Genomic DNA, 21993 nt, shown 5'->3' on the forward strand with positions numbered 1-21993 from the left:
CTATTTATTCAACTAACATTATATACAGATTAGCTTGATACTAGCTAAATAAGTAAACACTAAAAATGTTAATTTAGATGATAAATTATACCTTCGGCACAAAACTTGTACATACCTCTTTATTAAAGGAGTGATGTATGAATCCACAAAGTGCCAAAAGAGCTATTGCCCATCTTGTTGATCGAAAGGTGCCTATGTTTGTATGGGGGCCTCCTGGGATTGGGAAGTCTTCGATCGTAAAACAGATCGCAAATGAAAAAGAGTTGGAGTACATCGATCTTCGTTTGTCACTGCTTGATCCGACAGATTTACGAGGTATCCCGTTTTTTGATGCTAAAAATGACAAAGCTGTTTGGGCACCTGCCTCTTTTTTACCGACAGATGAAAACTCTTCGGGAATTTTGTTTTTAGATGAGCTCAATACGGCAGCTCCTATGGTTCAGGCTTCTGCATATCAGCTGATCTTAGATCGTAAAGTTGGAGAGTACACACTTCCTGATGGTTGGGCGATTGTAGCGGCAGGGAACCGTGAGAGCGATCGCGGTGTTGTGTTTCGTATGGCGGCACCCCTTGCAAACCGTTTTATCCACTTAGATATGGAGTCAAATGTAGAGGACTGGAAAACTTGGGCGCAAAACTCAAATCTTCGTCATTCTATTATCGCTTTTATCTCTTACAGACCGGATGCACTTTTTACTTTTGGTGCAAATGCAGAAGCAAAAGCGTTTGCAACTCCTAGAACTTGGGAATATGTAAATGAGATCTTGGAAAGTGAGCCGGAAGATGATCTCCTTTTAGCGATGCTTAGCGGTGCGATCGGTGAAGATCTGGCAGCTTCGTTTTTAGGATTTTTATCGGTTGAGAAATCACTACCTGATATTGAAGCTATTTTAGCAGGTGAATCAAAAGAGGTTCCTGCGGAAACATCGGCTTTACATATCCTTTCAACTGCACTAACGATGCGCATAGATGACGAAACACGTTCACAAGAGTTAAATAATCTCTTAGCATATACGCTAAATCTCCCGGCAGAGTTTGCGATCATGATCGTTCAAGACCTGCGCGGGCGTAACATAGAGCTGGATTATTTGAGTAACTGGGCGCTGTGGAGCAAAAATTTTACAAAGATACTGCATACATAATGATTGCCGAAGAACTCCTTACAAAAGCAAAAAGTCAGCTTATAAATAAACATCCGTATTTTGGGATGTTGGCATCACGTCTGAAGCATGAGGTCAGCGAGAAAGTTACTCACTATGCAAGTAACGGAGTCCGTTTTCTTTATAACTCCGAGTTTATTGAAAGTTGTTCGATCGAGGAGTTACAGTTCATACTGACAAATGCGGTGATGCACCATGTACTTGCACATAAACAGAGAAAGCTTGGACGCCGCGGGGCACTTTGGCAACTCGCAACTGATTATGCGATCAACAATATGCTTGTAAAAAATAAGTTCAAACTTCCTCGTGGTGTCAATTACGACAAAGCATTTAAAAATATGTACGCCGAAGAGATCTATGAGGAACTCAAAAAACAGCTTATAGCCGACGGTGTGAGTTTGTACGATGACCTTGACGTGCTAGATGAGGTGACAGGCGGGAAAAACGAATACTCTTTCTTTAGCAGAATAAAACGGATAGAGCAGAATCCAAGCGAAAAAGAGGAAGAGGAGTGGGACTACGCGGCAACTTTGGCAAAAGAGGTAGCCCAGAAAAAATCTCTCCTTCCCTCAGGGTTTGATCGTTTTGCAAAAAAGATGGTGGCAAACGACATAGACTGGAGGTTTGAGCTTTACAATGCGATCAACCGCCATATGAGAAATAACTATGCCTTTATGCCGCCAAACAAAAAACATCTCTATCGCGGAGTCGCTCTTCCTTCACTTGCCAGCGATACACTCTCGCTTATAGTTGCGATCGACACTTCAGGCTCGATCAATGAGTCGCTTTTAGGAGTGTTCAAATCTGAATTTGAATCTATTATGCAAAACTTTCCCTCAATTCGGATTGAGCTTTTAATAGCTGATGCAAAAGTGCATCACCATTACACTTTTGTAGGTGCGGATGAGTTGGACTTTAAACTCACGGGTGGTGGGGGAACCGACTATCGTGTAGTTTTTGACTATGTGGAGCAAAACCTGCCAATGAGTACAATGCTCTTATATTTTACAGACGGGGAGGGGATATTCCCACGCATACCACCATCGTATGAAGTTCTATGGGCACTTTCAAGCGGGCGGGCACGAATCCCTTTTGGAAGAAAACTTTTAATTCTATAGGAAAAACAGATGGAAGAACTATTTAATTTGAGTTACAAAGAGGAAGTGGAAGCACTAAAAGATGAAGAGGAGTTTGAGGCTTTGGGTGATAAAAAATATATAAACCACGAAGATTTTGAAGCGAGACTCTACTGGGCATTTTGCAGACCTTCAGGCTCACATGCCGATCAGATCAAAGACAAACATCCCCTTGTCTCAATCATGGCATTTAATCACTCCCGCTTAGGAGCACTCGAGCGTTTTTGTCTTCTGCACAAAGATGTGATCGAAGATGACGAGTTGCGTAAAAAGATACGCAATCGTTCCAGAATGCTCTTTCGCGATCTGGTTGACAACGACTTTAACGAGCTGAACAAAGTGCTAGAGATGGTGCCTATGTATATTGATGTAGCGGTCGATCAGCTTATAAACGGGCGAAAATGGAACGATATTGTTGCCAACGAGTATGAAGCGACACTCTTTTTGGAAAAAGCAAAAGATTTTATAGATGATCCTTTTATGCAGGCTTTCTATGAAAAGCTGCAAAATTTTGAGGAGTTTGATTCGGGAGAGGTAAAAGAGTTTATCGAAAAGCTGCTTCCCCAAAAAGAGCATCTCTCACCAATAGTTTTAGAGTTTTACTATAATCAGGCGATGGAATGGCTTGATGAATGTGATCTGCACATCTTACAAAAAAAGAGTCTTGAAAAGTTAGCCAAAAAATTAATCTAAAATTATAATATAATACTAGTTAGTAATATTTATAAGATATTAGTACTAATTAGTAGTATAATTTTTCAAAGGCTGAGTGATGAAATTAAAAATTAAATCATACGGAGAACATCAAGACAAAGTTCTCAGAACTGTTTTTCAGTTGCATCGTACACAAAACAAGATTGCTTCCGATGAGGCAAAATTCTTTTTAGAACACGGTCTTACGTACAATCAGTTTAAGGTTTTAGAAGTACTTTACCATCGCGGTGATCTTTCCATTGGGGAGATTACGAAACTAACACTCTCTACACCGGGAAACATTACCGTTGTGGTGAAAAATCTCAAGCGTGACGGTTGGATCACTTCTATTAGAAATGAAAAAGATAAAAGAAGTACTCTTTTGTCTATTGAACAAAAAGGGAGAGATATCTTAGAGGGTCTATTTCCGGATCATATTCAAAACCTTGAAAAAAAGATGAGTGTTTTGAGTGATGAAGAGTTAGATACACTCTGTAAACTCCTGAGAAAAGTTCAGAAAAACGACTTAAAGGATAAATGATGAAAAAGTTATTTGCAGCTTTTGTAGTAGCAATGTTAGGGACAAGTGTTTTATTTGGTGCAACGTTTAAAGTAGATGCGGCTCATACAAACGTAATCTTTAAAGTAAAACATATGATGATCAGCAATGTAGCGGGAAAATTTGAAAAATTTGACGGTTCATTTGAAGTGGAAGATAACAAAGTAACGGCTCTGCAAGGGGTGATCGAAGCAGCATCTCTAAATACCAATAAAAAAGAGAGAGATGAACATCTGCGTTCAGCAGACTTTTTTGATGTGGCAAAATATCCGAAAATCACGTTTGTTCTTGATAGTGTAGCAGGAGATAAAGCGTACGGGAAACTTACCATCAAAGATGTAACAAAAAATGTCGTACTTGATTATGAGTTCGCAGGTGTATTAAAAGACCCTTGGGGACAAACAAGATCGGGGATGATACTAGAGGGTAAAATCAATAGAAAAGATTTTGGTTTAAAATGGAATAAAGTCTTAGAAACAGGCGGTGTCCTTGTTGGCGATACAGTAAAAATGGAAGTAAGTATCGAGGGGATTTTAGAAAAATAATCTGTAAAAGGAGATGTGATGCTTAACAAAATAGCAAAAGAGGAACTGTTCTTCTCAGACAAAGGTTGGCTGCAAAGCAGGTTTCATTTCTCCTTTGCAGAGTATATAAACCATGAAAACAGAAACTTTGGAGTTTTACGTGTCCTTAACGATGACGTGATTAAACCGCAAAGCGGGTTTGATATGCACCCGCATCGTGATATGGAGATAGTTACTTATGTTACCGAGGGTGAGATAACACATAAAGACTCTATGGGAAACGAAGAGACCTTAAAAGCGGGTGAGGTGCAGTATATGAGTGCGGGAAGCGGAATCTTCCATGCCGAGTATAACAATCACCCAAGTAAAGAGCTAAAACTTTTACAGATTTGGATCTTGCCCCCAAAACATAACCTGCCTATTCTTTACGGTTCCCATAAATTTTCTAAAGAGGAGCGGGAAAACAAACTTCTTCGTATCGTCTCTTCACAAAATTCAGATGCAAAAATAAAACTGCATCAAGATGTAAATATGTATGTAAGTGAACTTGGTGAAGGAAAAACACTGAGCTTTGAGCTGCAAAAAGATCGTCAGGTCTATTTTGTTGTGATTAAAGGAGAATTAACTCTAAACGGCTTAGAGTTAAATGCCCACGATGCTTGTGAATGCACAGATGAAACTTCGTTAGAGATCAAAGCACTCAGCGATACCCACTTTTTATTTATAGAGATGGCAAAAGGGTAGGTACACTTTATGTATAAAGCTTTTATAAATCTACATTTATAGAGGCTAAAAATGAATGAGTGTTTACATAATATCTGCCAGTCGTTTGAAGAAACTACGGACTTTTTAACAGATAAGTCTGAAACAAAAGCGAAGATCGTAACAAAAGCTTTTTATGACTTTTTAGAGTGCTTTTCCTCTTTGAAAGAGGAGAAGTTAGAGTTTCCAAAAGAGTTTCAAAACGATGTCAGAAATTATCTCAAAGGGAATCTCGGCTTGCTGAAAAAGTTTGAAGATGTCGAGATGCGCTACTTGATGCTCAGTGATTTTTATGATTTTTGCAGACTTACAAAACGTTATAAAAAAGAGCAGTAATCTATGCCTCTTTATCATCAACAAACGAAACACTCTTACATAAGCATTCGTAAAAATGCAAACTTTTTAGATTGGCGAAGCCAACCCTCTAACACGAAAATATATCCCCATTTTTATCAGCGTTTTGAGATTGACGACTATGATGAACTCAAAGATTTAGGTCTCATTGGGGGCATCACTTTTGAGAAAAACTACCCAGACGGGGTGTATCATCTAAGAAGTGTCCCGAGTGCAGGAGGACTTTTTCCTTGTGAAGTCTACATTCAAATACGTTCCGTCAAAGGGCTGCTAAACGGTATATACCATTATGAACCAAAAAGAGGAATATTAACTCTTTTACAGGAGATTGAGCGTGACGGTGTAGAGGAGAGTTTTAAAGAGCAGCAAAAACAAAAAGGGTTTGTGTTTTTAATCTCAAGTGTATATTTTAGAAGCTCTTGGAAGTATCACGACAGAGCAATCCGCTATGTACTTTTAGATGCGGGACATCAACTGGGAAGCATCTATGCAGCCTTGTGTGTTATGGGAAAAGAGGGGGAGTTTGTTTTTGATTTTGACAAACTTGCTTTAAATGAACTCTTTGGTTTTAGAGAGGATGAATTTTTTACCTGCGGAGTTAGAAGCGGGGAAAAAGCAGATACAGCTGTTCAGAAACTAAGACAAAACCTGCCGTTTGTAAGCGGATGTGACTATTTTGAGACAAACGAGTTTATACAAAATGCTTACAAAGAGGGTGCAGTGTACAGCGATGAGAGTTTCACTCCTGAATCTTTTTTTATAAATATCCCAAAAGAACAATTACGTCAGGCGATCGTAAAGCGTAGATCGATTCGTGCATTTTGTTCTTTAGAACTTGAAAAAGAGGAGTTTTTAACAATTCTAGAAGGAATCTTCTCTTTTGCAAAGCAGCATGGAATAGATATCTTTTATACAGCCCATCTAGTTAAAAACTACACACAGGGTCTTTATAAAAACGGAGAACTTTTACGTGAGGGTGACTTTAAAGATAAGTCCAGATACTTAGCACTTGAGCAAAACTTAGGCGGTGCAAGCGGTGTGACATTTTACTTCACCTCCAATGAAGTACAGAAATACCAAAAAGTGAATATCTTAAGTGGATTCCTTGCCCATATTATTTATCTGAAATCTGAACTTTTAGGAATTGGATGCAGCGGGATCGGAGCTTATTATGATGATGAGTGTAAGGAGTTCTTGCAGACGAAGAACAATATTTTATATATGCTAGCAATTGGTCGCTAGGGAATAATAAATGTATGTTTTTTAGAAAAAAAAAGGATTACAATGTCTAAAGTTTTAGAGTACATAAAAGCAAACGAGTTAGCTTGGCAGCCATCATTTAACGGTGCAGTTGGAGATCTAGAAGGGTACAGAGGTGCTTTAATAGTTGAAGAGGGGAAACAACTTTCACCGGATAGAAAACTTCCTCCTAAGATTCAGGCTAAACAAGTGATCATGGTATGTGATGATGAAAAAATGAAGTTTCTTACATGTGAGCTTGACAGTTTTAATGACTTTGCTCCTATGTATGCAAAATATAAAGAGTTCTTTTCACCTGAAGGTGTATATGTACTTTATGTAACAGACTTAGACGGTAGCGGTACATTTGAGTATGAAGGGGTAACATTTACGGCGTATCCACTTGATGAAAGTTCTGTTTGGAACGAGATCTTAGAATTAGTTGATCTTGAAAAAGGTGATATGAAAAAACTAAGTGCTGAAGAGAAAATAGAGACACTTTTCGACGAAGTTGTTGATAACGATACAACTGATGCTCAAAAAACATACGATGCAATGTGTGAGCTGATCGGTGAGAGTTCTAAACAACTTATGGGTGCAGTGTAAACCAAATCTACATTTTTGTCATAGATCTAAGAGGTTCAGGGGTAAGCTTTTTATCTCCTGTAACTTCACAATTTCCAAAACAACATTCCTCTATTAATACCACTTCATCAAATCATAATATAAGTTTCGCTAAAATTCCATTATATTTTTTTTCAAGGTAAGTTATGAAAAGAGCATTAGTAAGTGTAAGCGATAAAACTGGCGTAGTTGATTTTTGTAAGTCATTAGTAAAAAATGGTTACGAGATCATCTCTACAGGTGGTACTTTCAAACTTTTACAAGAGAGTGGTGTAAGTGCGATCGAGATCGATGAGATCACAAAATTTCCTGAGTGTTTTGAAGGGCGTGTAAAAACTCTTAACCCTTATGTTCACGGGGGTATTTTACATCGTCGTGACAAACAATCTCACCTGGATCAAGCAAAAGAACTTGGTGTTGAGCCGATTGACTTAGTGTGTGTAAACCTTTACCCGTTTAAAGCAACAATCGAGCGTACTGATGATTTTGATGATATCATCGAAAACATCGACATCGGTGGACCTGCAATGGTTCGTTCAGCTGCGAAAAACTTTGATTCAGTTTTAATCGTTACAAATGTTGAAGATTACTCTGTTGTAATCGATGCAATTGAGAACGAAAAAAACACAAAAGATTTCCGTCGCGGTTTCATGATCAAAGCATACGAGCATACAGCTGCATATGATTCAATGATCGCAAACTACATGAATGAGAGATTCAACGAAGGTTTCGGTGAGAAACAATTTATCGTTGGTGAAAAAGTTATGGATACTCGTTATGGTGAAAACCCTCACCAAAATGGTGCACTTTACGAATTTGACAAACATTTCTCAAATAACTTCAAAACACTAAAAGGTGAAGCAAGTTTCAACAACCTAAACGACTTAAGCGGTGCTGTTAAGATCGCTTCTGCATTCGGCGCGGAAAATGCTGTGTGTATTACTAAACACGGTAACCCATGTGGTTTTGCAATCCGTGACAATCTAGTTGACGCTTATGTTGAAGCACTTAAATGTGATCCTGTTTCAGCATTCGGCGGTGTTGTAGCTGTAAACGGTGTTGTAACAAAAGAGTTAGCTGAAAAAATGAATGAGATCTTCTTAGAAGTTATCATTGCTGGTCGTATCACTCCTGAAGCTCAAGAAGTATTCGCTGCGAAAAAACGTATTAAACTTTTTGAGATGGGTTCAGACAAACTTGTTCTTGCTAACGATAAAAAAGACTTCAAACACGTTGACGGCGGATTTGTATACCAAGATGCTGACAAAGTAAACGACGATGAAGTTAAAAATGCAAAACTTATGTCTAAAAATGCTGCAACTGCAGAAGAGATGAAAGACCTTGAGATCGCTTACAAAGTTGCTTCACTGACAAAATCTAACTGTGTAGTATATGTAAAAGATGCTGCAATGGTAGCTGTTGGTATGGGTATGACTTCTCGTGTTGATGCTGCTCAATGTGCTCTGAAAAAAGCTAAAGAGATGGGTCTTGATGTAAGCGGATGTGCACTTGCATCTGAAGCATTCTTCCCGTTCCGCGATTCAATTGATGCTGCAGCTGCAGCTGGTGTTAAAAATGTAATTGAACCGGGTGGTTCTATTCGTGATGAGGAGATTATTGAAGCTGCTAATGAATTTGGTATGTCTCTTTACTTCTCAGAAGTTCGCCACTTCTTACATTAAGAACTCTTCTTAAGATAAAACCTTTTTTGGTTTTATCTTACTTTTCTACTTTAATCTTTATCGTGTAAAATTTTATCTAAGATGTTAAAGACGGCATCGCTTCCTTTTTCCATCTCTTCAAATGCAGCTTTTAAAGCTTGTAAATCTACTTTTTCCTCTTTTATAAGATCAAATACTTTGTGTGTACCGTTATGTACAGTAGCATGAGGAGTTTCAAGTTGTGCGTAATGAGAAACGTGAGAGAATGCTTCTTTCCCTTCACCTTCATAGTACCATTTTCCAAGTCTACAGTTATGGTGGTCGACAAATTTAAACTGTTCCTCTTTTGTAGCTGCTGAGAGGTATGTATTTACTTTCCATAAAATATGGTCAAGTTTAGCCAGAGACATAAATACGCGATCGGTAGTGTAGTTAATATCTTTAAAAGCGTTTTTCATCTCATCCATATTGTTTTGGAGTTTGTGATCGATCTCTGAAATAAAGCTACTTGTATTATCAACCTCTTGTTGAATTTGCTCTGATTGTTCTGAGATGCTGTCTACATCTTGTTTCATGGTTTGCAGGGAGATATTGATCTCGCTTACGGCTTTATCAGTTCTGTCTGCAAGTTTACGAACTTCATCTGCAACTACCGCAAAACCACGACCGTGTTCACCTGCACGAGCTGCCTCTATAGCTGCATTGAGTGCTAAAAGATTTGTCTGATCTGAAATATCTTTGATAAGTTCTAATATACTGGTAATATCGTTCGTACGTTCAGAAAGTCCGGAAACGGTATGCAGTGAGCTTGAAGAGACCTCATTTAATGCATTTAGTCTTGTAACAACATCTTTAGTCTCATCTGTAATGGCATGTATGTTTGTAAGCAGATCATCTGCACATGCCAATGTGTTTTTTGAGGTACTGACTGATTCTGCCATATTTCCTTGAATATCAACCAAGTTTGCCTTGAGTTGCACATTTTGTGTATGCATCAAGGTGTCGGCAATGCTTAGGGATTGTTGTTGTGTTGAACTATCCAACTGTTGTTGTAAAGTTTGCAGCTGATGTTTTAGTTCATCATTTTCTTGTTGAAGTGTATTATTTCTATCTTCTAGTGTTTTTACACGTTCCAAGTCTCTATTTGAATTTCCAAAAAGACCCATAGTTGACTCCTTTATGCTTAGTGAAGTGATTATAACACATGAGTATAGAATTTGATGAAAAAAACAGAAATTGTTTATTTTTTATTTCATAAATAAATCTAATACTATCACAAAAGCATCACGAATCTTAAAACGGCAGCTTTCCGTTGATAATCTCCTCGTGATTCACATACTGACGACACTCTTTTCCCCCTAGGTTTATACATACATTTTCCCATCTTGCAGAGTGTCCTTTTTTTGTTTCATTCAAGTACCCTTTTTGCATTAAAAGAGCATGTGCATATTCGTGTGGGATCACTTCATCTACCATATATTTGAAACTTTCCTGCATCACGTTTTTATTAAGATAAATTTTTATTTGTCCGTTTTCATAAGTGGTAACTCCGTAAAGGTTTCCTTTGATTTTATCAGTAACTATGAGTGGGAACTTATAAACAAAGCCGTAATTTTTTTGCATCTTTCTTAACACTTCACTCTGCTTATTACCTATGGCATCTACATAACTTTGTGGGAGAGGATTATGCTTGAAAGCGTAGCTGCTGTAAGCATTATAGGCAAGTATAGCGCCAAAGAAAACGATCATAAATATAAAGATTTTTTCCAAACTCTTTTTCATACTCTACCTTTTAACCTTGATTGACATACACTCAAGCTTTGTGCTATAATAAAGCTTAATTAAGAAAATGTATAAATTATAAGAAGTAGGATAACAGATATGAGTAAATCATTATATGAAACATTAGAAATTTCAGAAAACGCTAGTGAAACAGAAATTAAAAAAGCGTATAGAAAACTAGCACGTCAGTATCACCCTGATGTTAATAAAACTCCGGAAGCGGAAGAAAAATTTAAAGAGATCAATGCCGCTTATGAAGTACTAAGCGATAAAGAGAAAAAAGCACAGTACGATCAGTTCGGTGATCAGATGTTCGGCGGTCAAAACTTCCACGATTTTTCTCGTGCTCAAGGCGGTAATGTTGACCTTGACGAGATTTTACGTCAAATGTTCTCAGGCGGAGGCGGTTTTGGCGGCTTCGGCGGAGGCGGCGGTTTTGGCGGCGGTAATCCGTTTGGAGGCGGCTTCGGCGGAGGCGGTGGTTTTCACCAAGAGCCAAACTTAGATATAGAAACGAGTGTAACTATCCCGTTTAATGTTTCTATTTTAGGTGGAAGCCACTCTGTAAGTGTACAGGGGGATAGATTTGACATTAAAATTCCAGCCGGTGTAAAAACAGGTGAGAAGATGCGTGTTCGCGGAAAAGGGCATGCACAAGGGGGTCGTGCAGGTGACCTGTTCTTAAAAATAACAGTCGCTCCTTCACCTGAGTATGAAAGAGACGGTGACGACCTTATAAAAACGTTTGATGTACCTTTACATGCTGCACTTTTTGGAGATAAAGTTGCAGTGCAAACACTAGAGAAAGAGATCAAACTAAAAGTGCCTCAAAATACAAAAAACGGCCAAAGTTTCCGTGTTAAAGATATGGGTGCTATGAATAGAAAAACTTCGCAGCGCGGTGCTCTTTACTTAAAAGCGAACATTGTACTTCCAAATGTTGATGATTTAGATGAAGAGTTAGTAGAGATGATGAAAGAGAAACTACCAAAATAGTTTTAAAGGAGAGATTATGCACCATTATGACGAGCCGGTATATTTAATCAGTATCGTTTCTAAGATGCTGGATATACATCCGCAAACATTGAGACAATATGAAAGGGAAAACCTTATCTGTCCATCTCGTTCAGATGGTCGTATAAGACTCTATTCGCAACGTGATGTTGATAAAATAAAATTGATTTTACGTCTCACTCGTGAGCTTGGCGTAAACATTGCGGGTGTTGATATTATATTAAGACTTCGTGAAAGTGTAGATTCTATGGAAAAAGAGATCGCAGAGTTGCGTCATGAAGTACAACGTGCAAACAATGCACGTTCTGTATCACCCGATAAAGCACTTGTTACAAAACGAAGTACTTACGAGATGATTATATTTGAGGAGTAGAGAGATTCTACTCTTTTAATCTTTGAACTTTCGCTCCGGCTTCCTGGAGTTTTTCCTCTAAAGATTCATATCCGCGATCCAGATGGTAGATACGGTGAATATTTGTATCGCCAGTAGCAATAAGTCCTGCAAGAACTAATGCAGATGAAGCTCTTAAATCTGTAGCCATAACATCAGTACCACTAAGAGCAGTTTTTCCGTTAACAGTTGCAATATGTCCATTTAGGTCAATCTCTGCACCCATACGTTGTAATTCACTCACATGCATAAATCTATTTTCAAAAAGTCTCTCTTCTATAATAGATGTTCCGTTTGCCTGAGTAGCTAAGGCCATAAACTGTGCTTGCATATCTGTTGGAAAAGCAGGATACTCTTGTGTAATGATTTTTACAGGTTTTATCTCAGTTGCAGGGTGGATTGTGATCGTATCTTGTGTAATAGTAAAGTTAAATCCCATCTCTTCAAGTTTTCCGATTACAGCATCTAAATGGTTTGGCTCAACATCTGTAAGAGTGAGTTCAGAGTTTGTAATTGCTCCTGCACATAGATATGTACCGGCTTCAATTCTATCCGGGATGATCGTAAAATCTTTTATATCTATAAGTTTACCGCCGGTCCCTTGTATTTTCAACACACTAGTACCGATACCCTCTATATTTACGCCGCTTGCATCTAAGATTTCACATAACTGTACAACTTCAGGTTCACGAGCTGCATTAATAATAATTGTCTCACCGTGAGCAAGTGCTGCAGCCATAACAATGTTTGCAGTCCCTGTTACAGTAATCTTATCAAATATGATCTCACATCCTTGAAGACCGTTAGGTGCTTTTGCTTCAACATAACCTGCATTGATATCTATCTCTGCACCCATTTGCTCTAACGCTTTTAGATGCAGATCGATAGGGCGTTGTCCGATCGCACATCCACCAGGTAATGAAACCTCACAATGTCCGAAGCGGGATAATATTGGACCAAGAACTAGAATAGATGCACGCATTGTTTTTACTATATCGTAAGTAGCACGTGTTTCATTGATCGAACTTGTATCTACAGATACATGGTGTTCATTAAACTCACAAACACTTCCTAAATTACTTAAAAGTTTTAAAAGAGTTTTGATATCTACAACATTTGGAAGGTTTGAAATGTTTAACTTGTTTTTTGCAAGTATAGTCATTGCGATCAGTGGCAATGATGCATTTTTTGCACCAGATATTTTTATTGTTCCGTTAAGAGAGTCAATCCCTTGAATTTTTAAATAGTCCATCTTTCTCTTTTTGCAGTTTAATAGAATTTATTTATTATAGCTGAAAATAGATTAATTTACCGTTTAGTTTATACTGGTTTAAATTTAATTTTTTACAACGGAATAGATAGTGCAGTGTCAAACTATTATAAAATAAGGATATGTCATGAGTTTTAATCCTGATGATTTTTTCACTACAACCACTGTTGAAGATATAGTTCCTAAGTTTCCCCATTTGGCAGAAATAGACTACTCTGTAAACAGTTTGAACGATGAGCTGGTGAAAGTAAATTATGAGATCACATCACCCGAGTATAAAGAGTTTATCTCCAGTGAGCTTAAAGATTACTATCATTTTGAGGTAGATACTATAGTTTAACAGCTCCAAGGTTTCATCTTTTATAAATTTATATTGTATAATTTTAAAAGAAGGAATTACAGATGAGTTCAGCATTAGACCGATTAAAAAATTTGAGCAATAAGCTCTCTATTTCAAACTATGAAATGGCACGAAAAGAGAACCTATCGAAACTTAAAGAGTTGTATAAAGAGGTAGGGATTGACAAAAAAGTTGAAAAATTTGAAGATCTTTTTGACTTTAAAGCGATTAATCTCTCAGGTGCTTCACTACAAAGTGAAAATCTAGGAGAGATCAAAGAGGGGCGCTACTTGCAGGTGCTTGCAATTGCTTATGATAAAAGTGCATCTGTAAAAAGTAAAAACATATCGTTGGGATATTTCGGCAGAGTAGAAAACGTAGATGTTGAGTTTAAAAATAAAGTTATAGAGTTTATTATCCGCTACAGATTTGAGAAGAGTTTTATGACTTTAGAACATTATCACGAGATGTTAGGGCAGTTTGCGTAAAGGATGAAGAAGTTTTATTTTCTCCTTTGGCTTTTCTGGGCTGTTCGTGTTGTGTTGTGCAGTGTAATATCGGCTAGTGTACTCTCAGGCCTTATTACATCGGTTTTATATGTTAAAAAAGGGATGCCCGGCCTTGAGAGTGAAGTGTTAAGTGCACTTGGAGAACTGTTTCTGTTTTGGTTTTTAGTCACTTTAAATATAACGGTTCTTTTTGCTCTGTTTAGAAGCGTAAAGTATATTTTTAACAGATGTTACGGCGGTTACAGTTTTAAACTGCTCAGTTGTCCCAAAGAGAAAACATTTATTGAATATATTGGTTACGGGGATTTGGTAAAGTTTTGGAGAAAGTGGTTTATGCTCCTTATTTGGCTGAGTGCCGCTTTTATGATTATAGATTTTATACTTTTTGACTACTATAATATCTATGTCCTCTATGGTGCTATTTTACTCTCTGGATATTTTTCATTTATCTTTATAGGAAGTCGCTGTAAAGGGGTAAGGATTGTCAAATGTTAGTGTTTTTAGATTTTAAAACTACAGGATATGAAAAAGAGGATAAGATCTGTGCTATGAGTGTTTTAAGTGCAGATGATTATTTCTCCGAACTTATTAACGACGGGAAAAAGATAATCCCGGAACTCTCAGCAGTGCATCATATCAGTAATGAGAACATCAAAGATAAAAGCAGTTTTTTAGAGAGTAAGTCTTACCAGTTTTTAAAAGAGTTAAACGAAGATGACTTAATAGTTGTTCACGATTATGATTTTGTATTTACCCTTTTGGATAGTTACGGTGTACAATTAAAAACCAAAATAATCGATACGAAAAAAGTGACAAAACATATTGTTAGTGATATAGAGCGCTTCGATCTGCAGTTTTTACGCTATGAATTACAACTTATAGAGGATAAAGAGGTTGTATATAAGCCATTAGAAGATGTTTATGTGTTAAAATCTCTTTTTCAATATTTACTTCAAAGTGTCAGTGAAGAGGAGATGTTAAATCTCAGCTTTGAAAATGTATTGCTTCAAAAGTTTAGTTTTGGAAAATACAACGGACGTTATATTGAAGAGATCGTCCATAACGATCCGCAGTATCTTCAGTGGCTGTTGACACTCGATACTTTGGATACAGATTTACGTTATACGATCGAGTATTATTTACAAGGATAGGATATGAGAGTAGCTGTTGAGTGTTCGTCACCGTTGTTACAAAAATCTTTAGAGCTTTTTTTGGGAACATATCTTGATTCTAGTAAAAAAAGCGATATTGTGATCAGAGATACGAAGTGTCTAAATGATCCAAAATGTTTTTATATAGCAAATAATGAAGAGGCTGATCTTCTAAAACCTTTTTCAAAGTCGCAGCTTATTTTGGCTTTGGAGAAAAGATATGAATCTCTCCATCCGAAAAAGGAACAACCGACATCTCAAGAGGAAAGCTTTGAAGATGAAGGGATGGACTTTTCCGTACTTGAAAAGAGAATAGAATTTTTAACAAATGAATATAAAGAAAATGTATTAAGAGCAGTAAAAGCGTTTTATGAAAAATAGTAAATTAACAAAAAAAATAATAGCGGGAAAATATAAAGGAAAAGTTTTAGAACTTCCATCTAAAACAACTACAAGAAGCTCTAAAGCTATAGTTTTGGAGTCATTTTTTAATACTTTACAGTTTGATGTGATCGATTCAAACTTTGTTGAGGTGTTTAGCGGAAGCGGCTCGATCGGGCTTGAAGCACTTAGCCGCGGGGCAAAAAAGATCTACTTTATGGAAAAAGACAGAGATGCTCTGAAAGTGTTAAAGAAAAATATCTCTCAAACGGATCCTGGCAGATGTGAAGTTTTGGGCGGGAACAGTTTTGAAAATATTAACGCCGTAGTCTCTTCTTTGAAAAAGATGGGAGAAGATGCTTACATCTACATCGATCCCCCTTTTAGCTACAGAGAGGGGATGGAAGATATCTACGACAATACAATGAAGCTTATCGAAAATCTTCCAAGCGAAGTGGTGAAAATGATCATTATCGAGCATATGAGTGCTCTAGAGATACCTCAAAAAATAGGTATATATGAAATGAAAAAAACGAAAAAGTTTGGAAAAACAAGCTTAACATACCTTACAAATCCCGAAGTGGAATAAACTTTGCTTGATTTCCCTCAACTAACGAGGGGAATTAATGAAAATACTTTTAACATTTATACTTTTTTTATCATCACTTTACGCTACTAAAATCACCGATGTTTCAAACATCGTTGGTGTACGGGAAAACCAGATTATCGGGTATTCTCTTGTAGTGGGTCTGAAAAAGACTGGTGATGGTACTACTTCAAAATTTACCCTCCAATCGATTGCAAACATGTTAAAAGCGATGAATATCGATATGAACCCCGTAGATATTAAGTCAAAAAATGTGGCCGCTGTTGTAGTTACTGCAAAACTCAAACCTTTTGCCAGACAAGGGGATAAACTTGATGTAACGGTTTCTTCAATCGGAGATGCGAAAAGCTTAGAGGGTGGTACACTATTAATGACTCCTCTAAAAGGGGTGGATGGAAAGATCTACGCTTTGGCACAAGGCTCACTCAGTATAGGGGGTATGAATCAAAGAGGTGCCGGGGCAGAATCACATCCAACGACGGGAATCGTATTTAACGGCGGTTTGGTTGAGCGTGAGATTAATATTGATCTGTTTCACCAAGAGTATGCAACTCTCTCTTTAAAAGAGGCTGGATTTGCAAATGCCGTAGGTGTACAAAATGCGATCAACCAACACTTCAATACGCAGGTAGCTGTTGCAATCGATTCTCGCAGTGTAAAACTGCAACGTCCTAAAAACCGCTCTATGATCGAATTTTTGGCAGAGGTACAAGATGTAGATATGGAGTACAAGCCAAAAGACAAGATAGTAATTAATGAAAGAACGGGTACTATCGTAGCAGGTGTAGATATAGAACTCAAACCGATAATGCTGACACACGGTGATATCACTATAAAAATAGTAGAGGATGACGTAATTACAGCTCCTGAAGGTTCAATGCCGGTTGATAACAATATGGTTATCGGTATTAATGACAACCAACTCTATACAAAATCAGGAACGACTACGGTTGCCAACCTTGTGCGTTCACTGCAAAAACTCGGGGCTACTCCAAAAGATATTATCGCTATTTTAGAAGCGATGAAAAGTGTTGGAAGTATCTCGGCTGAACTGGAGGTGATCTAATGAGTTACGGTTTAAATGCCCTGCAGGCACAATCGCAGTTAATTACAAACAATAAAGCAATTCCAAAGATAGATACAAATGTAGAAAATGAGGCTTTGAAACAACAAACGGACGCTTTTGAAGCGATCATCGTAAAGATGTTGATGGATAATGCGATGAAAGATGAAAAAAATATATTTTCATCCCAAAACGACCCGGGTGATAAGATATATAAATCGATGTACAGGGACGAACTTTCAAAAGCGAGTGCAGGTAGTTTCGGGTTTTCTCAGATGTTATATGATTATTTATCACAAAAGTCGTAAAAATAGTTTAGGAAATTATAATTTTGCCGATATTGTAGTTACGAATGTTTTATAAAGACAAAGGAAAATTATGATTTCAAGAGTAAACAGTTCAATGGCACAAAATGTTTATGCAAACAATGCCTCAGAAACTAAAGAAAATAAGAATGTTGGTACTCAAAATGCTAAAGAGAATAGCAGAGTAGAACAACTCAAAGAGTCGATAAGCTCTGGCGAGTATAAAGTAGACCTTTCAGCCTTATCTAAAAAGATGGCGGACGAGCTACTTTAAAAACAATTAACAAAGTAGGGGATAACGATATGTTAACGCATCATCTAACAAGTGCTTTAGAGGATTTAAAAGACCTCATTCAAATTACAAAATCAGATATAGAAGATATAAAGCAAGCACAGCACGATCCCCAATTTGATAGATTATCGATCAAAGATGAAAAACTGAAAAGTTTTGAGTCTAAAAAAGCGATGATCGATTATGAAATATCTTCATTAATGACACAAAATCCAAATGCACAATTACCAGATCTTTTAAATGATGAACAACATAAACTACTGGATGAGTTAAAAATTCAACTATCAGAGCTAAGAGATGTAAATAAAGAGTATGCAAAATTAGTTGTGATAGTAAGTAATTTATATAATGACTTTTTAGAGAGACTTGTTCCTACTGAGATGCAAGGATATAATAAAGTAGCATCGAAAAATTCTTCTATCTTGGAAGTAAGGGTATAGTATGGCTAATCTATTTAATACTTTAGGTATCGGATACTCAGGGCTTTCAGCTGCACAAGTCGGGATCAATACGACCGGTCACAATGTTGCAAATGCAGAAACAGAAGGGTATACTCGTCAAAGAGTGATCACATCTGCTGCGACACCTTTAAATACAATGCCTGGAAATGTGGGTAACGGTGTTGTTGTTCAAGATATAAAACGTGTTTTTGATAACTTTGTATTTGACAGATATACGGCAGTTTCGGCTGAAAAAGAGTATAGTGATTTTGAAGTAAGAACACTTGAAGAGTTATCAAGTTATTTTCCTGAAATTGACGGTGTAGGTATCAAATCAGATCTTTCGGCATACTATGATATGTGGCAAACATTTGCTGACAATCCGGATAATGATGCTATTAAGATTGCCTTGGCAAAACAAACTGAAACACTTGCAGGACATATACAAGAGACACAAAATCAAATAGTGACACTGCAACAAGAGGTTAATGACCAGTTAGCACTTAATGTTGAGCAAGTAAATGATATTGCGGCACAAATTGCAGAATTGAATTTAAGTATAGATACTGCTGAAGCGGCAGGGATGTATGAAGCAAGTGATCTTAGAGACAAAAGAAATCTTTTAGAGAAAGACTTAGCAAGACTTATCGGGGCTGAAGTAAATCAGGGTCAATTAGAAGCAAATATTCAAATAGATAGTAACTCAAATACAAAAACGGGAAGTTATACAATCTCTGTAAACGGATTTAATATCGTAGATGGAAATACTTACCATCCGCTTCATATGGATAAGGCCAATAATGAATATGGTTTTTACGAAGTCTCTTTTGAAAGACAAGACGGTTCTCTTATTCCATTAGAAGAAGAGATTAACGGCGGAAAGATTGGTGCTATTTTTGATCTTCGCGGTCGTGCGATAGATGAAACAACAGGGATGCCTACAAATGGAGTTCTGCAAACTACTATTGCTGATTTAGATGCTTTCGCAAAAGGGTTGATCGAATCAACGAACAACCTTTATGCACAGAGTAATACTACAAATATGGAATCTAATGTTATAGAGTTAGGTCAAAACGATGCAATATTAAGTTCAAATCTTAATGTAAAGCCTGGAGCTTTTGATGTTGTGATCTATGATATCGACGGTAATGAAGTGGGACGTAGAACTATAGAGATTAATGCTGCTACTACTATGTCTGGGGCTGCGGGAACTAACTCAATCGAGGGACAAATTACCCAAAACAAAGATGATAACAATGATTTAAACGCTAATAATGATATTGATGATTTTATAGAGTTTAACTTTCAACCTTCAGCTACAGGGGAATTAAGACTTGAACTCGGTATGAATGCTGAGTCAAAAGGGGCAGGATACACATTCTCAATCGTTGACAATTTAGAAACAAATGAGTTTTCATCAGGCTCAAATTTCGCTGGAGCTATAGGACTGCATAAGTTTTTTGATGGTGATAGCGCAAAAAATATCAAGCTTAACTTTAGTATCGCAGATAATCCAACGACGCTTAGAGCAGGGTATTCAACATCAAGTGGAGATAATAGAGTTGCACTAGATATGATACAGCAGCAATTTGAAAACTACGATTTTCAAGTTGGAGGAGATGTTTATAACACAACTGTTTACGGTATGTTTGACCTTACGGCAACCTATGTCGGGGTTACTACAAATAGTGCAATCACTCGCAGTGAAACAGTAAATACACAGTATAATGCGACAGAATTAGAGTATAACTCTATTTCAAAAGTAAGTATAGATGAAGAGATGACAAATCTTATCAAATACCAAACATCTTACGGTGCATCTGCTAAAGTTATTACGACAGTTGATCAGATGATGCAAACATTACTCGGGATTAAACAGTAGTATAGATGCCAATTTTTAGTATATTGGTTTTAGGCTTTATCTTTCTTTTCTCATTTTTTGGTTCATACTTTTACGGTGTGAGCCCTTTTACTTTAGAACCGCAAGCTATTTTATCATCGCCGTCACTTACACATCCTTTAGGAACGGACAGACTTGGCAGAGACCTGCTCGCCCGTTTGATAGAAGGTGGAAAAGTTTCTTTGATTATCGGTGTGGGAAGTGCTTTAATTGCATCTTTTATCGGTCTTATATTAGGCTCGATCGCTGGATATTTCAGAGGCGGTGTTGACAAGTCTTTTATCATATTGGTCGATCTCTTTTTAACATTTCCGACCTTCTTCTTGCTTTTGGCAATGGTCAGCTATATGAACGCTTCCATATTTGTCTTAATTGTTATTATCTCCATTACAGGCTGGATGACAACGGCAAGGCTTATTCGTGCTGAGAGTTTTAAAATAGGCTCTCAAGGGTACATCAAGATTTTGGATATTGCAAAAGTTTCAAAAATCAAAATTCTTCTGAAATATTACGCACCCATTTTAGCACCTATCTATTTTGTCAGTTTTACATTTGGAGTTGGGGGAGCTATTCTCTCGGAGTCGGGTCTTAGTTTCTTGGGACTTGGGATAGTCGCTCCGCAGATGAGCTGGGGGACGATACTCAGCGGCGGGAAAGATGTTGTTGAGATCGCTTGGTGGGTTAGTTTCTTTCCGGGTTTAATGATATTTTTGGTGACATTTTCTCTAATAAATATCTCAAACTATCTCCAACATAAAACAAACCAAAAAGATATACAAACAACCTAACAGAAGGAATGGCTATGAAAGAGAAACAGATTGGATACTACTTTATTGTTTTAGCCAGTGTAGTGATAATATTAGCCGGGATTAAAACTGCTTCATCGATCATAGTTCCTTTTTTACTCTCTATTTTTATTGCGATCATATTAGCACCAACATTTTCATACTTAAAATCAAAAGGTCTGCCTTCAGCACTCTCTCTCGTTGTAGTTTTAGGTCTGTTTATGCTTCTTATTGTTTTAGTTGTAAAGCTGATCTCAACCTCTGCATATCAGTTTACTAATAATATTGAAGATTACTCATCGAAGCTGAATATTTATTATCAATATGTTGTAGATTTTGCAAACACTATAGGCTACACTTTGACAACAGAGTCTGTGTCGGAGATGGTAAACGCTAAGCAGATAATGAAATTTATCTCCTCTATGGTTCAAGGTGTCGGTGCACTTTTTACAAACGGTTTTGTTGTGATTCTGACAGTTGCATTTATGTTGCTAGAGGCAGATACCTTTGTCGAGAAGATAAAAAGAAGTTCTAAAAATGGGCTCTCTCATATAGATGAGATCTTCTCAAAAATAAAACACTATATGATAATTAAAGCGCTTATCTCTTTCGTGACGGCATTTATTATCTATGTAGCACTTGTCTTAATCGGTACAGATTATCCTTTCCTTTGGGCTGTACTTGCATTTTTACTCAACTTTATTCCAAACATAGGTTCAATTTTAGCAGCAGTTCCTGCAGTACTTATATCTTTAGTGGAGTTGGGTTTTGTAAGTGCTTCACTCGTAGCGGGTATATATGTAGCGGTAAACATTATCATAGGCTCAATAGTTGAGCCTAAAATTATGGGAAAAGGTTTAGGAGTATCTACCTTAGTTGTCTTTCTCTCATTAATTTTTTGGGGCTGGCTGCTTGGAATAGTTGGGATGTTCCTTTCAATTCCACTTACAATCATGGCCAAAATCATTTTTAATGCAAACGAAAAGACACAATGGATTGCACTTTTACTTGATGATGGAGAAAATTTAAAAAAATAGGTTTTTATAAGTGT

General features: G+C 37.1%; 28 protein-coding genes and 1 pseudogene. 25 read left to right on the forward strand and 4 right to left on the reverse strand.

The window, feature by feature from the left end; translation table 11 throughout:
* The first annotated feature begins 137 nt into the window (after positions 1-137).
* The 10 genes from FJR03_RS03030 to purH all read left to right on the forward strand — a co-directional run bounded on the left by FJR03_RS03030 (position 138) and on the right by purH (position 8733).
* Positions 138-1142 carry an ATP-binding protein gene (locus tag FJR03_RS03030; protein WP_193114188.1) on the forward strand — a complete coding sequence of 335 codons (1005 nt, stop codon included), beginning with the start codon at positions 138-140 and terminating at the stop codon, positions 1140-1142.
* Positions 1106-2278: a vWA domain-containing protein gene (locus FJR03_RS03035; RefSeq protein ID WP_226962166.1), complete on the forward strand. Its 1173-nt coding sequence runs from the start codon at positions 1106-1108 to the stop codon at positions 2276-2278. Before FJR03_RS03030 ends, FJR03_RS03035 begins: the two co-directional genes overlap by 37 nt.
* A gap of 9 nt (positions 2279-2287) precedes the next feature.
* Positions 2288-2989, forward strand: a complete 702-nt coding sequence (locus FJR03_RS03040; protein ID WP_193114189.1) for a hypothetical protein — start codon at positions 2288-2290, stop codon at positions 2987-2989.
* A 79-nt stretch (positions 2990-3068) separates the two neighbouring features.
* A complete protein-coding gene (locus tag FJR03_RS03045; protein ID WP_193114190.1) occupies positions 3069-3530 on the forward strand; it encodes a MarR family winged helix-turn-helix transcriptional regulator in 462 nt (153 codons plus the stop codon).
* Positions 3530-4093 (forward strand): YceI family protein, encoded by a 564-nt coding sequence (locus FJR03_RS03050; protein ID WP_193114191.1) that lies wholly within the window; start codon positions 3530-3532, stop codon positions 4091-4093. The genes FJR03_RS03045 and FJR03_RS03050 overlap by 1 nt, the downstream gene beginning before the upstream one ends.
* Before the next feature lie 18 nt (positions 4094-4111).
* Complete coding sequence (locus FJR03_RS03055; protein WP_193114192.1) at positions 4112-4816, forward strand: pirin family protein; 705 nt, start codon at positions 4112-4114, stop codon at positions 4814-4816.
* 51 nt (positions 4817-4867) lie between these two features.
* On the forward strand, positions 4868-5170 hold the full coding sequence (locus FJR03_RS03060; protein ID WP_193114193.1) for a hypothetical protein: 303 nt from the start codon (positions 4868-4870) through the stop codon (positions 5168-5170).
* Positions 5171-5173: 3 nt separating this feature from the next.
* Positions 5174-6430, forward strand: a complete 1257-nt coding sequence (locus FJR03_RS03065) for a SagB family peptide dehydrogenase (RefSeq protein WP_193114194.1) — start codon at positions 5174-5176, stop codon at positions 6428-6430.
* A 42-nt stretch (positions 6431-6472) separates the two neighbouring features.
* The gene (locus FJR03_RS03070) at positions 6473-7033 is read left to right on the forward strand and encodes a hypothetical protein (RefSeq protein ID WP_193114195.1); all 561 of its coding nucleotides are present in this window, start codon (positions 6473-6475) and stop codon (positions 7031-7033) included.
* Positions 7034-7197: 164 nt separating this feature from the next.
* On the forward strand, positions 7198-8733 hold the full coding sequence (gene purH, locus FJR03_RS03075; protein ID WP_193114196.1) for a bifunctional phosphoribosylaminoimidazolecarboxamide formyltransferase/IMP cyclohydrolase: 1536 nt from the start codon (positions 7198-7200) through the stop codon (positions 8731-8733).
* 50 nt (positions 8734-8783) lie between these two features.
* On the opposite strand, the gene FJR03_RS11880 is transcribed toward purH, so the two are convergent.
* The 3 genes and pseudogenes from FJR03_RS11880 to FJR03_RS03085 all read right to left on the reverse strand — a co-directional run bounded on the left by FJR03_RS11880 (position 8784) and on the right by FJR03_RS03085 (position 10494).
* A complete protein-coding gene (locus tag FJR03_RS11880) occupies positions 8784-9179 on the reverse strand; it encodes a CZB domain-containing protein (protein ID WP_430739140.1) in 396 nt (131 codons plus the stop codon).
* Between the two features lie 9 nt (positions 9180-9188).
* Positions 9189-9878, reverse strand: a pseudogene (locus tag FJR03_RS11885) (methyl-accepting chemotaxis protein); the annotation flags it as partial.
* Positions 9879-10005: 127 nt separating this feature from the next.
* A complete protein-coding gene (locus FJR03_RS03085; RefSeq protein WP_193114198.1) occupies positions 10006-10494 on the reverse strand; it encodes a SprT-like domain-containing protein in 489 nt (162 codons plus the stop codon).
* A 99-nt stretch (positions 10495-10593) separates the two neighbouring features.
* Between FJR03_RS03085 and FJR03_RS03090 the strand changes: the two genes are divergently transcribed.
* Together FJR03_RS03090 and FJR03_RS03095 are read left to right on the forward strand one after the other, a co-directional pair.
* Entirely contained in the window at positions 10594-11490 is an 897-nt protein-coding gene (locus FJR03_RS03090; protein WP_193114199.1) for a DnaJ C-terminal domain-containing protein, read from the forward strand.
* A 16-nt stretch (positions 11491-11506) separates the two neighbouring features.
* On the forward strand, positions 11507-11881 hold the full coding sequence (locus FJR03_RS03095) for a heat shock protein transcriptional repressor HspR (RefSeq protein ID WP_283949394.1): 375 nt from the start codon (positions 11507-11509) through the stop codon (positions 11879-11881).
* A gap of 7 nt (positions 11882-11888) precedes the next feature.
* On the opposite strand, the gene murA is transcribed toward FJR03_RS03095, so the two are convergent.
* Entirely contained in the window at positions 11889-13151 is a 1263-nt protein-coding gene (murA, locus tag FJR03_RS03100; RefSeq protein ID WP_193114200.1) for a UDP-N-acetylglucosamine 1-carboxyvinyltransferase, read from the reverse strand.
* A gap of 145 nt (positions 13152-13296) precedes the next feature.
* Here murA and FJR03_RS03105 point away from each other — a divergent pair, with 145 nt between their 5' ends.
* The 13 genes from FJR03_RS03105 to FJR03_RS03165 all read left to right on the forward strand — a co-directional run bounded on the left by FJR03_RS03105 (position 13297) and on the right by FJR03_RS03165 (position 21979).
* Positions 13297-13509 carry a hypothetical protein gene (locus tag FJR03_RS03105; protein WP_193114201.1) on the forward strand — a complete coding sequence of 71 codons (213 nt, stop codon included), beginning with the start codon at positions 13297-13299 and terminating at the stop codon, positions 13507-13509.
* 62 nt (positions 13510-13571) lie between these two features.
* On the forward strand, positions 13572-13997 hold the full coding sequence (locus FJR03_RS03110) for a hypothetical protein (protein WP_193114202.1): 426 nt from the start codon (positions 13572-13574) through the stop codon (positions 13995-13997).
* A 3-nt stretch (positions 13998-14000) separates the two neighbouring features.
* Complete coding sequence (locus FJR03_RS03115) at positions 14001-14513, forward strand: hypothetical protein (RefSeq protein WP_193114203.1); 513 nt, start codon at positions 14001-14003, stop codon at positions 14511-14513.
* Entirely contained in the window at positions 14507-15169 is a 663-nt protein-coding gene (locus FJR03_RS03120; RefSeq protein ID WP_193114204.1) for an exodeoxyribonuclease X C-terminal domain-containing protein, read from the forward strand. Before FJR03_RS03115 ends, FJR03_RS03120 begins: the two co-directional genes overlap by 7 nt.
* Positions 15170-15172: 3 nt before the next feature.
* A complete protein-coding gene (locus tag FJR03_RS03125; RefSeq protein ID WP_193114205.1) occupies positions 15173-15550 on the forward strand; it encodes a hypothetical protein in 378 nt (125 codons plus the stop codon).
* Entirely contained in the window at positions 15540-16139 is a 600-nt protein-coding gene (gene rsmD, locus FJR03_RS03130) for a 16S rRNA (guanine(966)-N(2))-methyltransferase RsmD (protein WP_193114206.1), read from the forward strand. The genes FJR03_RS03125 and rsmD overlap by 11 nt, the downstream gene beginning before the upstream one ends.
* 37 nt (positions 16140-16176) lie before the next feature.
* Positions 16177-17223, forward strand: a complete 1047-nt coding sequence (locus FJR03_RS03135) for a flagellar basal body P-ring protein FlgI (protein ID WP_193114207.1) — start codon at positions 16177-16179, stop codon at positions 17221-17223.
* A complete protein-coding gene (locus tag FJR03_RS03140) occupies positions 17223-17528 on the forward strand; it encodes a rod-binding protein (RefSeq protein ID WP_193114208.1) in 306 nt (101 codons plus the stop codon). Before FJR03_RS03135 ends, FJR03_RS03140 begins: the two co-directional genes overlap by 1 nt.
* Before the next feature lie 70 nt (positions 17529-17598).
* A complete protein-coding gene (locus FJR03_RS03145; protein WP_193114209.1) occupies positions 17599-17799 on the forward strand; it encodes a flagellar biosynthesis anti-sigma factor FlgM in 201 nt (66 codons plus the stop codon).
* A 29-nt stretch (positions 17800-17828) separates the two neighbouring features.
* On the forward strand, positions 17829-18257 hold the full coding sequence (locus FJR03_RS03150) for a hypothetical protein (RefSeq protein WP_193114210.1): 429 nt from the start codon (positions 17829-17831) through the stop codon (positions 18255-18257).
* Between the two features lies 1 nt (position 18258).
* The gene (gene flgK, locus FJR03_RS03155; RefSeq protein WP_193114211.1) at positions 18259-20139 is read left to right on the forward strand and encodes a flagellar hook-associated protein FlgK; all 1881 of its coding nucleotides are present in this window, start codon (positions 18259-18261) and stop codon (positions 20137-20139) included.
* 5 nt (positions 20140-20144) lie between these two features.
* Positions 20145-20945, forward strand: a complete 801-nt coding sequence (locus FJR03_RS03160; RefSeq protein WP_193114212.1) for an ABC transporter permease — start codon at positions 20145-20147, stop codon at positions 20943-20945.
* 14 nt (positions 20946-20959) lie between these two features.
* A complete protein-coding gene (locus FJR03_RS03165) occupies positions 20960-21979 on the forward strand; it encodes an AI-2E family transporter (protein WP_193114213.1) in 1020 nt (339 codons plus the stop codon).
* Positions 21980-21993 lie beyond the last annotated feature (14 nt).

The sequence above is a fragment of the Sulfurimonas marina genome, assembly GCF_014905095.1.
Classification (GTDB): domain Bacteria; phylum Campylobacterota; class Campylobacteria; order Campylobacterales; family Sulfurimonadaceae; genus Sulfurimonas; species Sulfurimonas marina.

Excerpts from the sequence above, each read along its gene's own strand:
- FJR03_RS03030 (WP_193114188.1), top strand. The coding sequence starts at position 138 with ATGAATCCACAAAGTGCCAAAAGAGCTATTGCCCATCTTGTTGATCGA.
- FJR03_RS03040 (WP_193114189.1), top strand. The coding sequence starts at position 2,288 with ATGGAAGAACTATTTAATTTGAGTTACAAAGAGGAAGTGGAAGCACTA.
- FJR03_RS03045 (WP_193114190.1), top strand. The coding sequence starts at position 3,069 with ATGAAATTAAAAATTAAATCATACGGAGAACATCAAGACAAAGTTCTC.
- FJR03_RS03050 (WP_193114191.1), top strand. The coding sequence starts at position 3,530 with ATGAAAAAGTTATTTGCAGCTTTTGTAGTAGCAATGTTAGGGACAAGT.
- FJR03_RS03055 (WP_193114192.1), top strand. The coding sequence starts at position 4,112 with ATGCTTAACAAAATAGCAAAAGAGGAACTGTTCTTCTCAGACAAAGGT.
- FJR03_RS03060 (WP_193114193.1), top strand. The coding sequence starts at position 4,868 with ATGAATGAGTGTTTACATAATATCTGCCAGTCGTTTGAAGAAACTACG.
- FJR03_RS03065 (WP_193114194.1), top strand. The coding sequence starts at position 5,174 with ATGCCTCTTTATCATCAACAAACGAAACACTCTTACATAAGCATTCGT.
- FJR03_RS03070 (WP_193114195.1), top strand. The coding sequence starts at position 6,473 with ATGTCTAAAGTTTTAGAGTACATAAAAGCAAACGAGTTAGCTTGGCAG.
- purH (WP_193114196.1), top strand. The coding sequence starts at position 7,198 with ATGAAAAGAGCATTAGTAAGTGTAAGCGATAAAACTGGCGTAGTTGAT.
- FJR03_RS11880 (WP_430739140.1), bottom strand. The coding sequence starts at position 9,179 with ATGGATGAGATGAAAAACGCTTTTAAAGATATTAACTACACTACCGAT.
- FJR03_RS03085 (WP_193114198.1), bottom strand. The coding sequence starts at position 10,494 with ATGAAAAAGAGTTTGGAAAAAATCTTTATATTTATGATCGTTTTCTTT.
- FJR03_RS03090 (WP_193114199.1), top strand. The coding sequence starts at position 10,594 with ATGAGTAAATCATTATATGAAACATTAGAAATTTCAGAAAACGCTAGT.
- FJR03_RS03095 (WP_283949394.1), top strand. The coding sequence starts at position 11,507 with ATGCACCATTATGACGAGCCGGTATATTTAATCAGTATCGTTTCTAAG.
- murA (WP_193114200.1), bottom strand. The coding sequence starts at position 13,151 with ATGGACTATTTAAAAATTCAAGGGATTGACTCTCTTAACGGAACAATA.
- FJR03_RS03105 (WP_193114201.1), top strand. The coding sequence starts at position 13,297 with ATGAGTTTTAATCCTGATGATTTTTTCACTACAACCACTGTTGAAGAT.
- FJR03_RS03110 (WP_193114202.1), top strand. The coding sequence starts at position 13,572 with ATGAGTTCAGCATTAGACCGATTAAAAAATTTGAGCAATAAGCTCTCT.
- FJR03_RS03115 (WP_193114203.1), top strand. The coding sequence starts at position 14,001 with ATGAAGAAGTTTTATTTTCTCCTTTGGCTTTTCTGGGCTGTTCGTGTT.
- FJR03_RS03120 (WP_193114204.1), top strand. The coding sequence starts at position 14,507 with ATGTTAGTGTTTTTAGATTTTAAAACTACAGGATATGAAAAAGAGGAT.
- FJR03_RS03125 (WP_193114205.1), top strand. The coding sequence starts at position 15,173 with ATGAGAGTAGCTGTTGAGTGTTCGTCACCGTTGTTACAAAAATCTTTA.
- rsmD (WP_193114206.1), top strand. The coding sequence starts at position 15,540 with ATGAAAAATAGTAAATTAACAAAAAAAATAATAGCGGGAAAATATAAA.
- FJR03_RS03135 (WP_193114207.1), top strand. The coding sequence starts at position 16,177 with ATGAAAATACTTTTAACATTTATACTTTTTTTATCATCACTTTACGCT.
- FJR03_RS03140 (WP_193114208.1), top strand. The coding sequence starts at position 17,223 with ATGAGTTACGGTTTAAATGCCCTGCAGGCACAATCGCAGTTAATTACA.
- FJR03_RS03145 (WP_193114209.1), top strand. The coding sequence starts at position 17,599 with ATGATTTCAAGAGTAAACAGTTCAATGGCACAAAATGTTTATGCAAAC.
- FJR03_RS03150 (WP_193114210.1), top strand. The coding sequence starts at position 17,829 with ATGTTAACGCATCATCTAACAAGTGCTTTAGAGGATTTAAAAGACCTC.
- flgK (WP_193114211.1), top strand. The coding sequence starts at position 18,259 with ATGGCTAATCTATTTAATACTTTAGGTATCGGATACTCAGGGCTTTCA.
- FJR03_RS03160 (WP_193114212.1), top strand. The coding sequence starts at position 20,145 with ATGCCAATTTTTAGTATATTGGTTTTAGGCTTTATCTTTCTTTTCTCA.
- FJR03_RS03165 (WP_193114213.1), top strand. The coding sequence starts at position 20,960 with ATGAAAGAGAAACAGATTGGATACTACTTTATTGTTTTAGCCAGTGTA.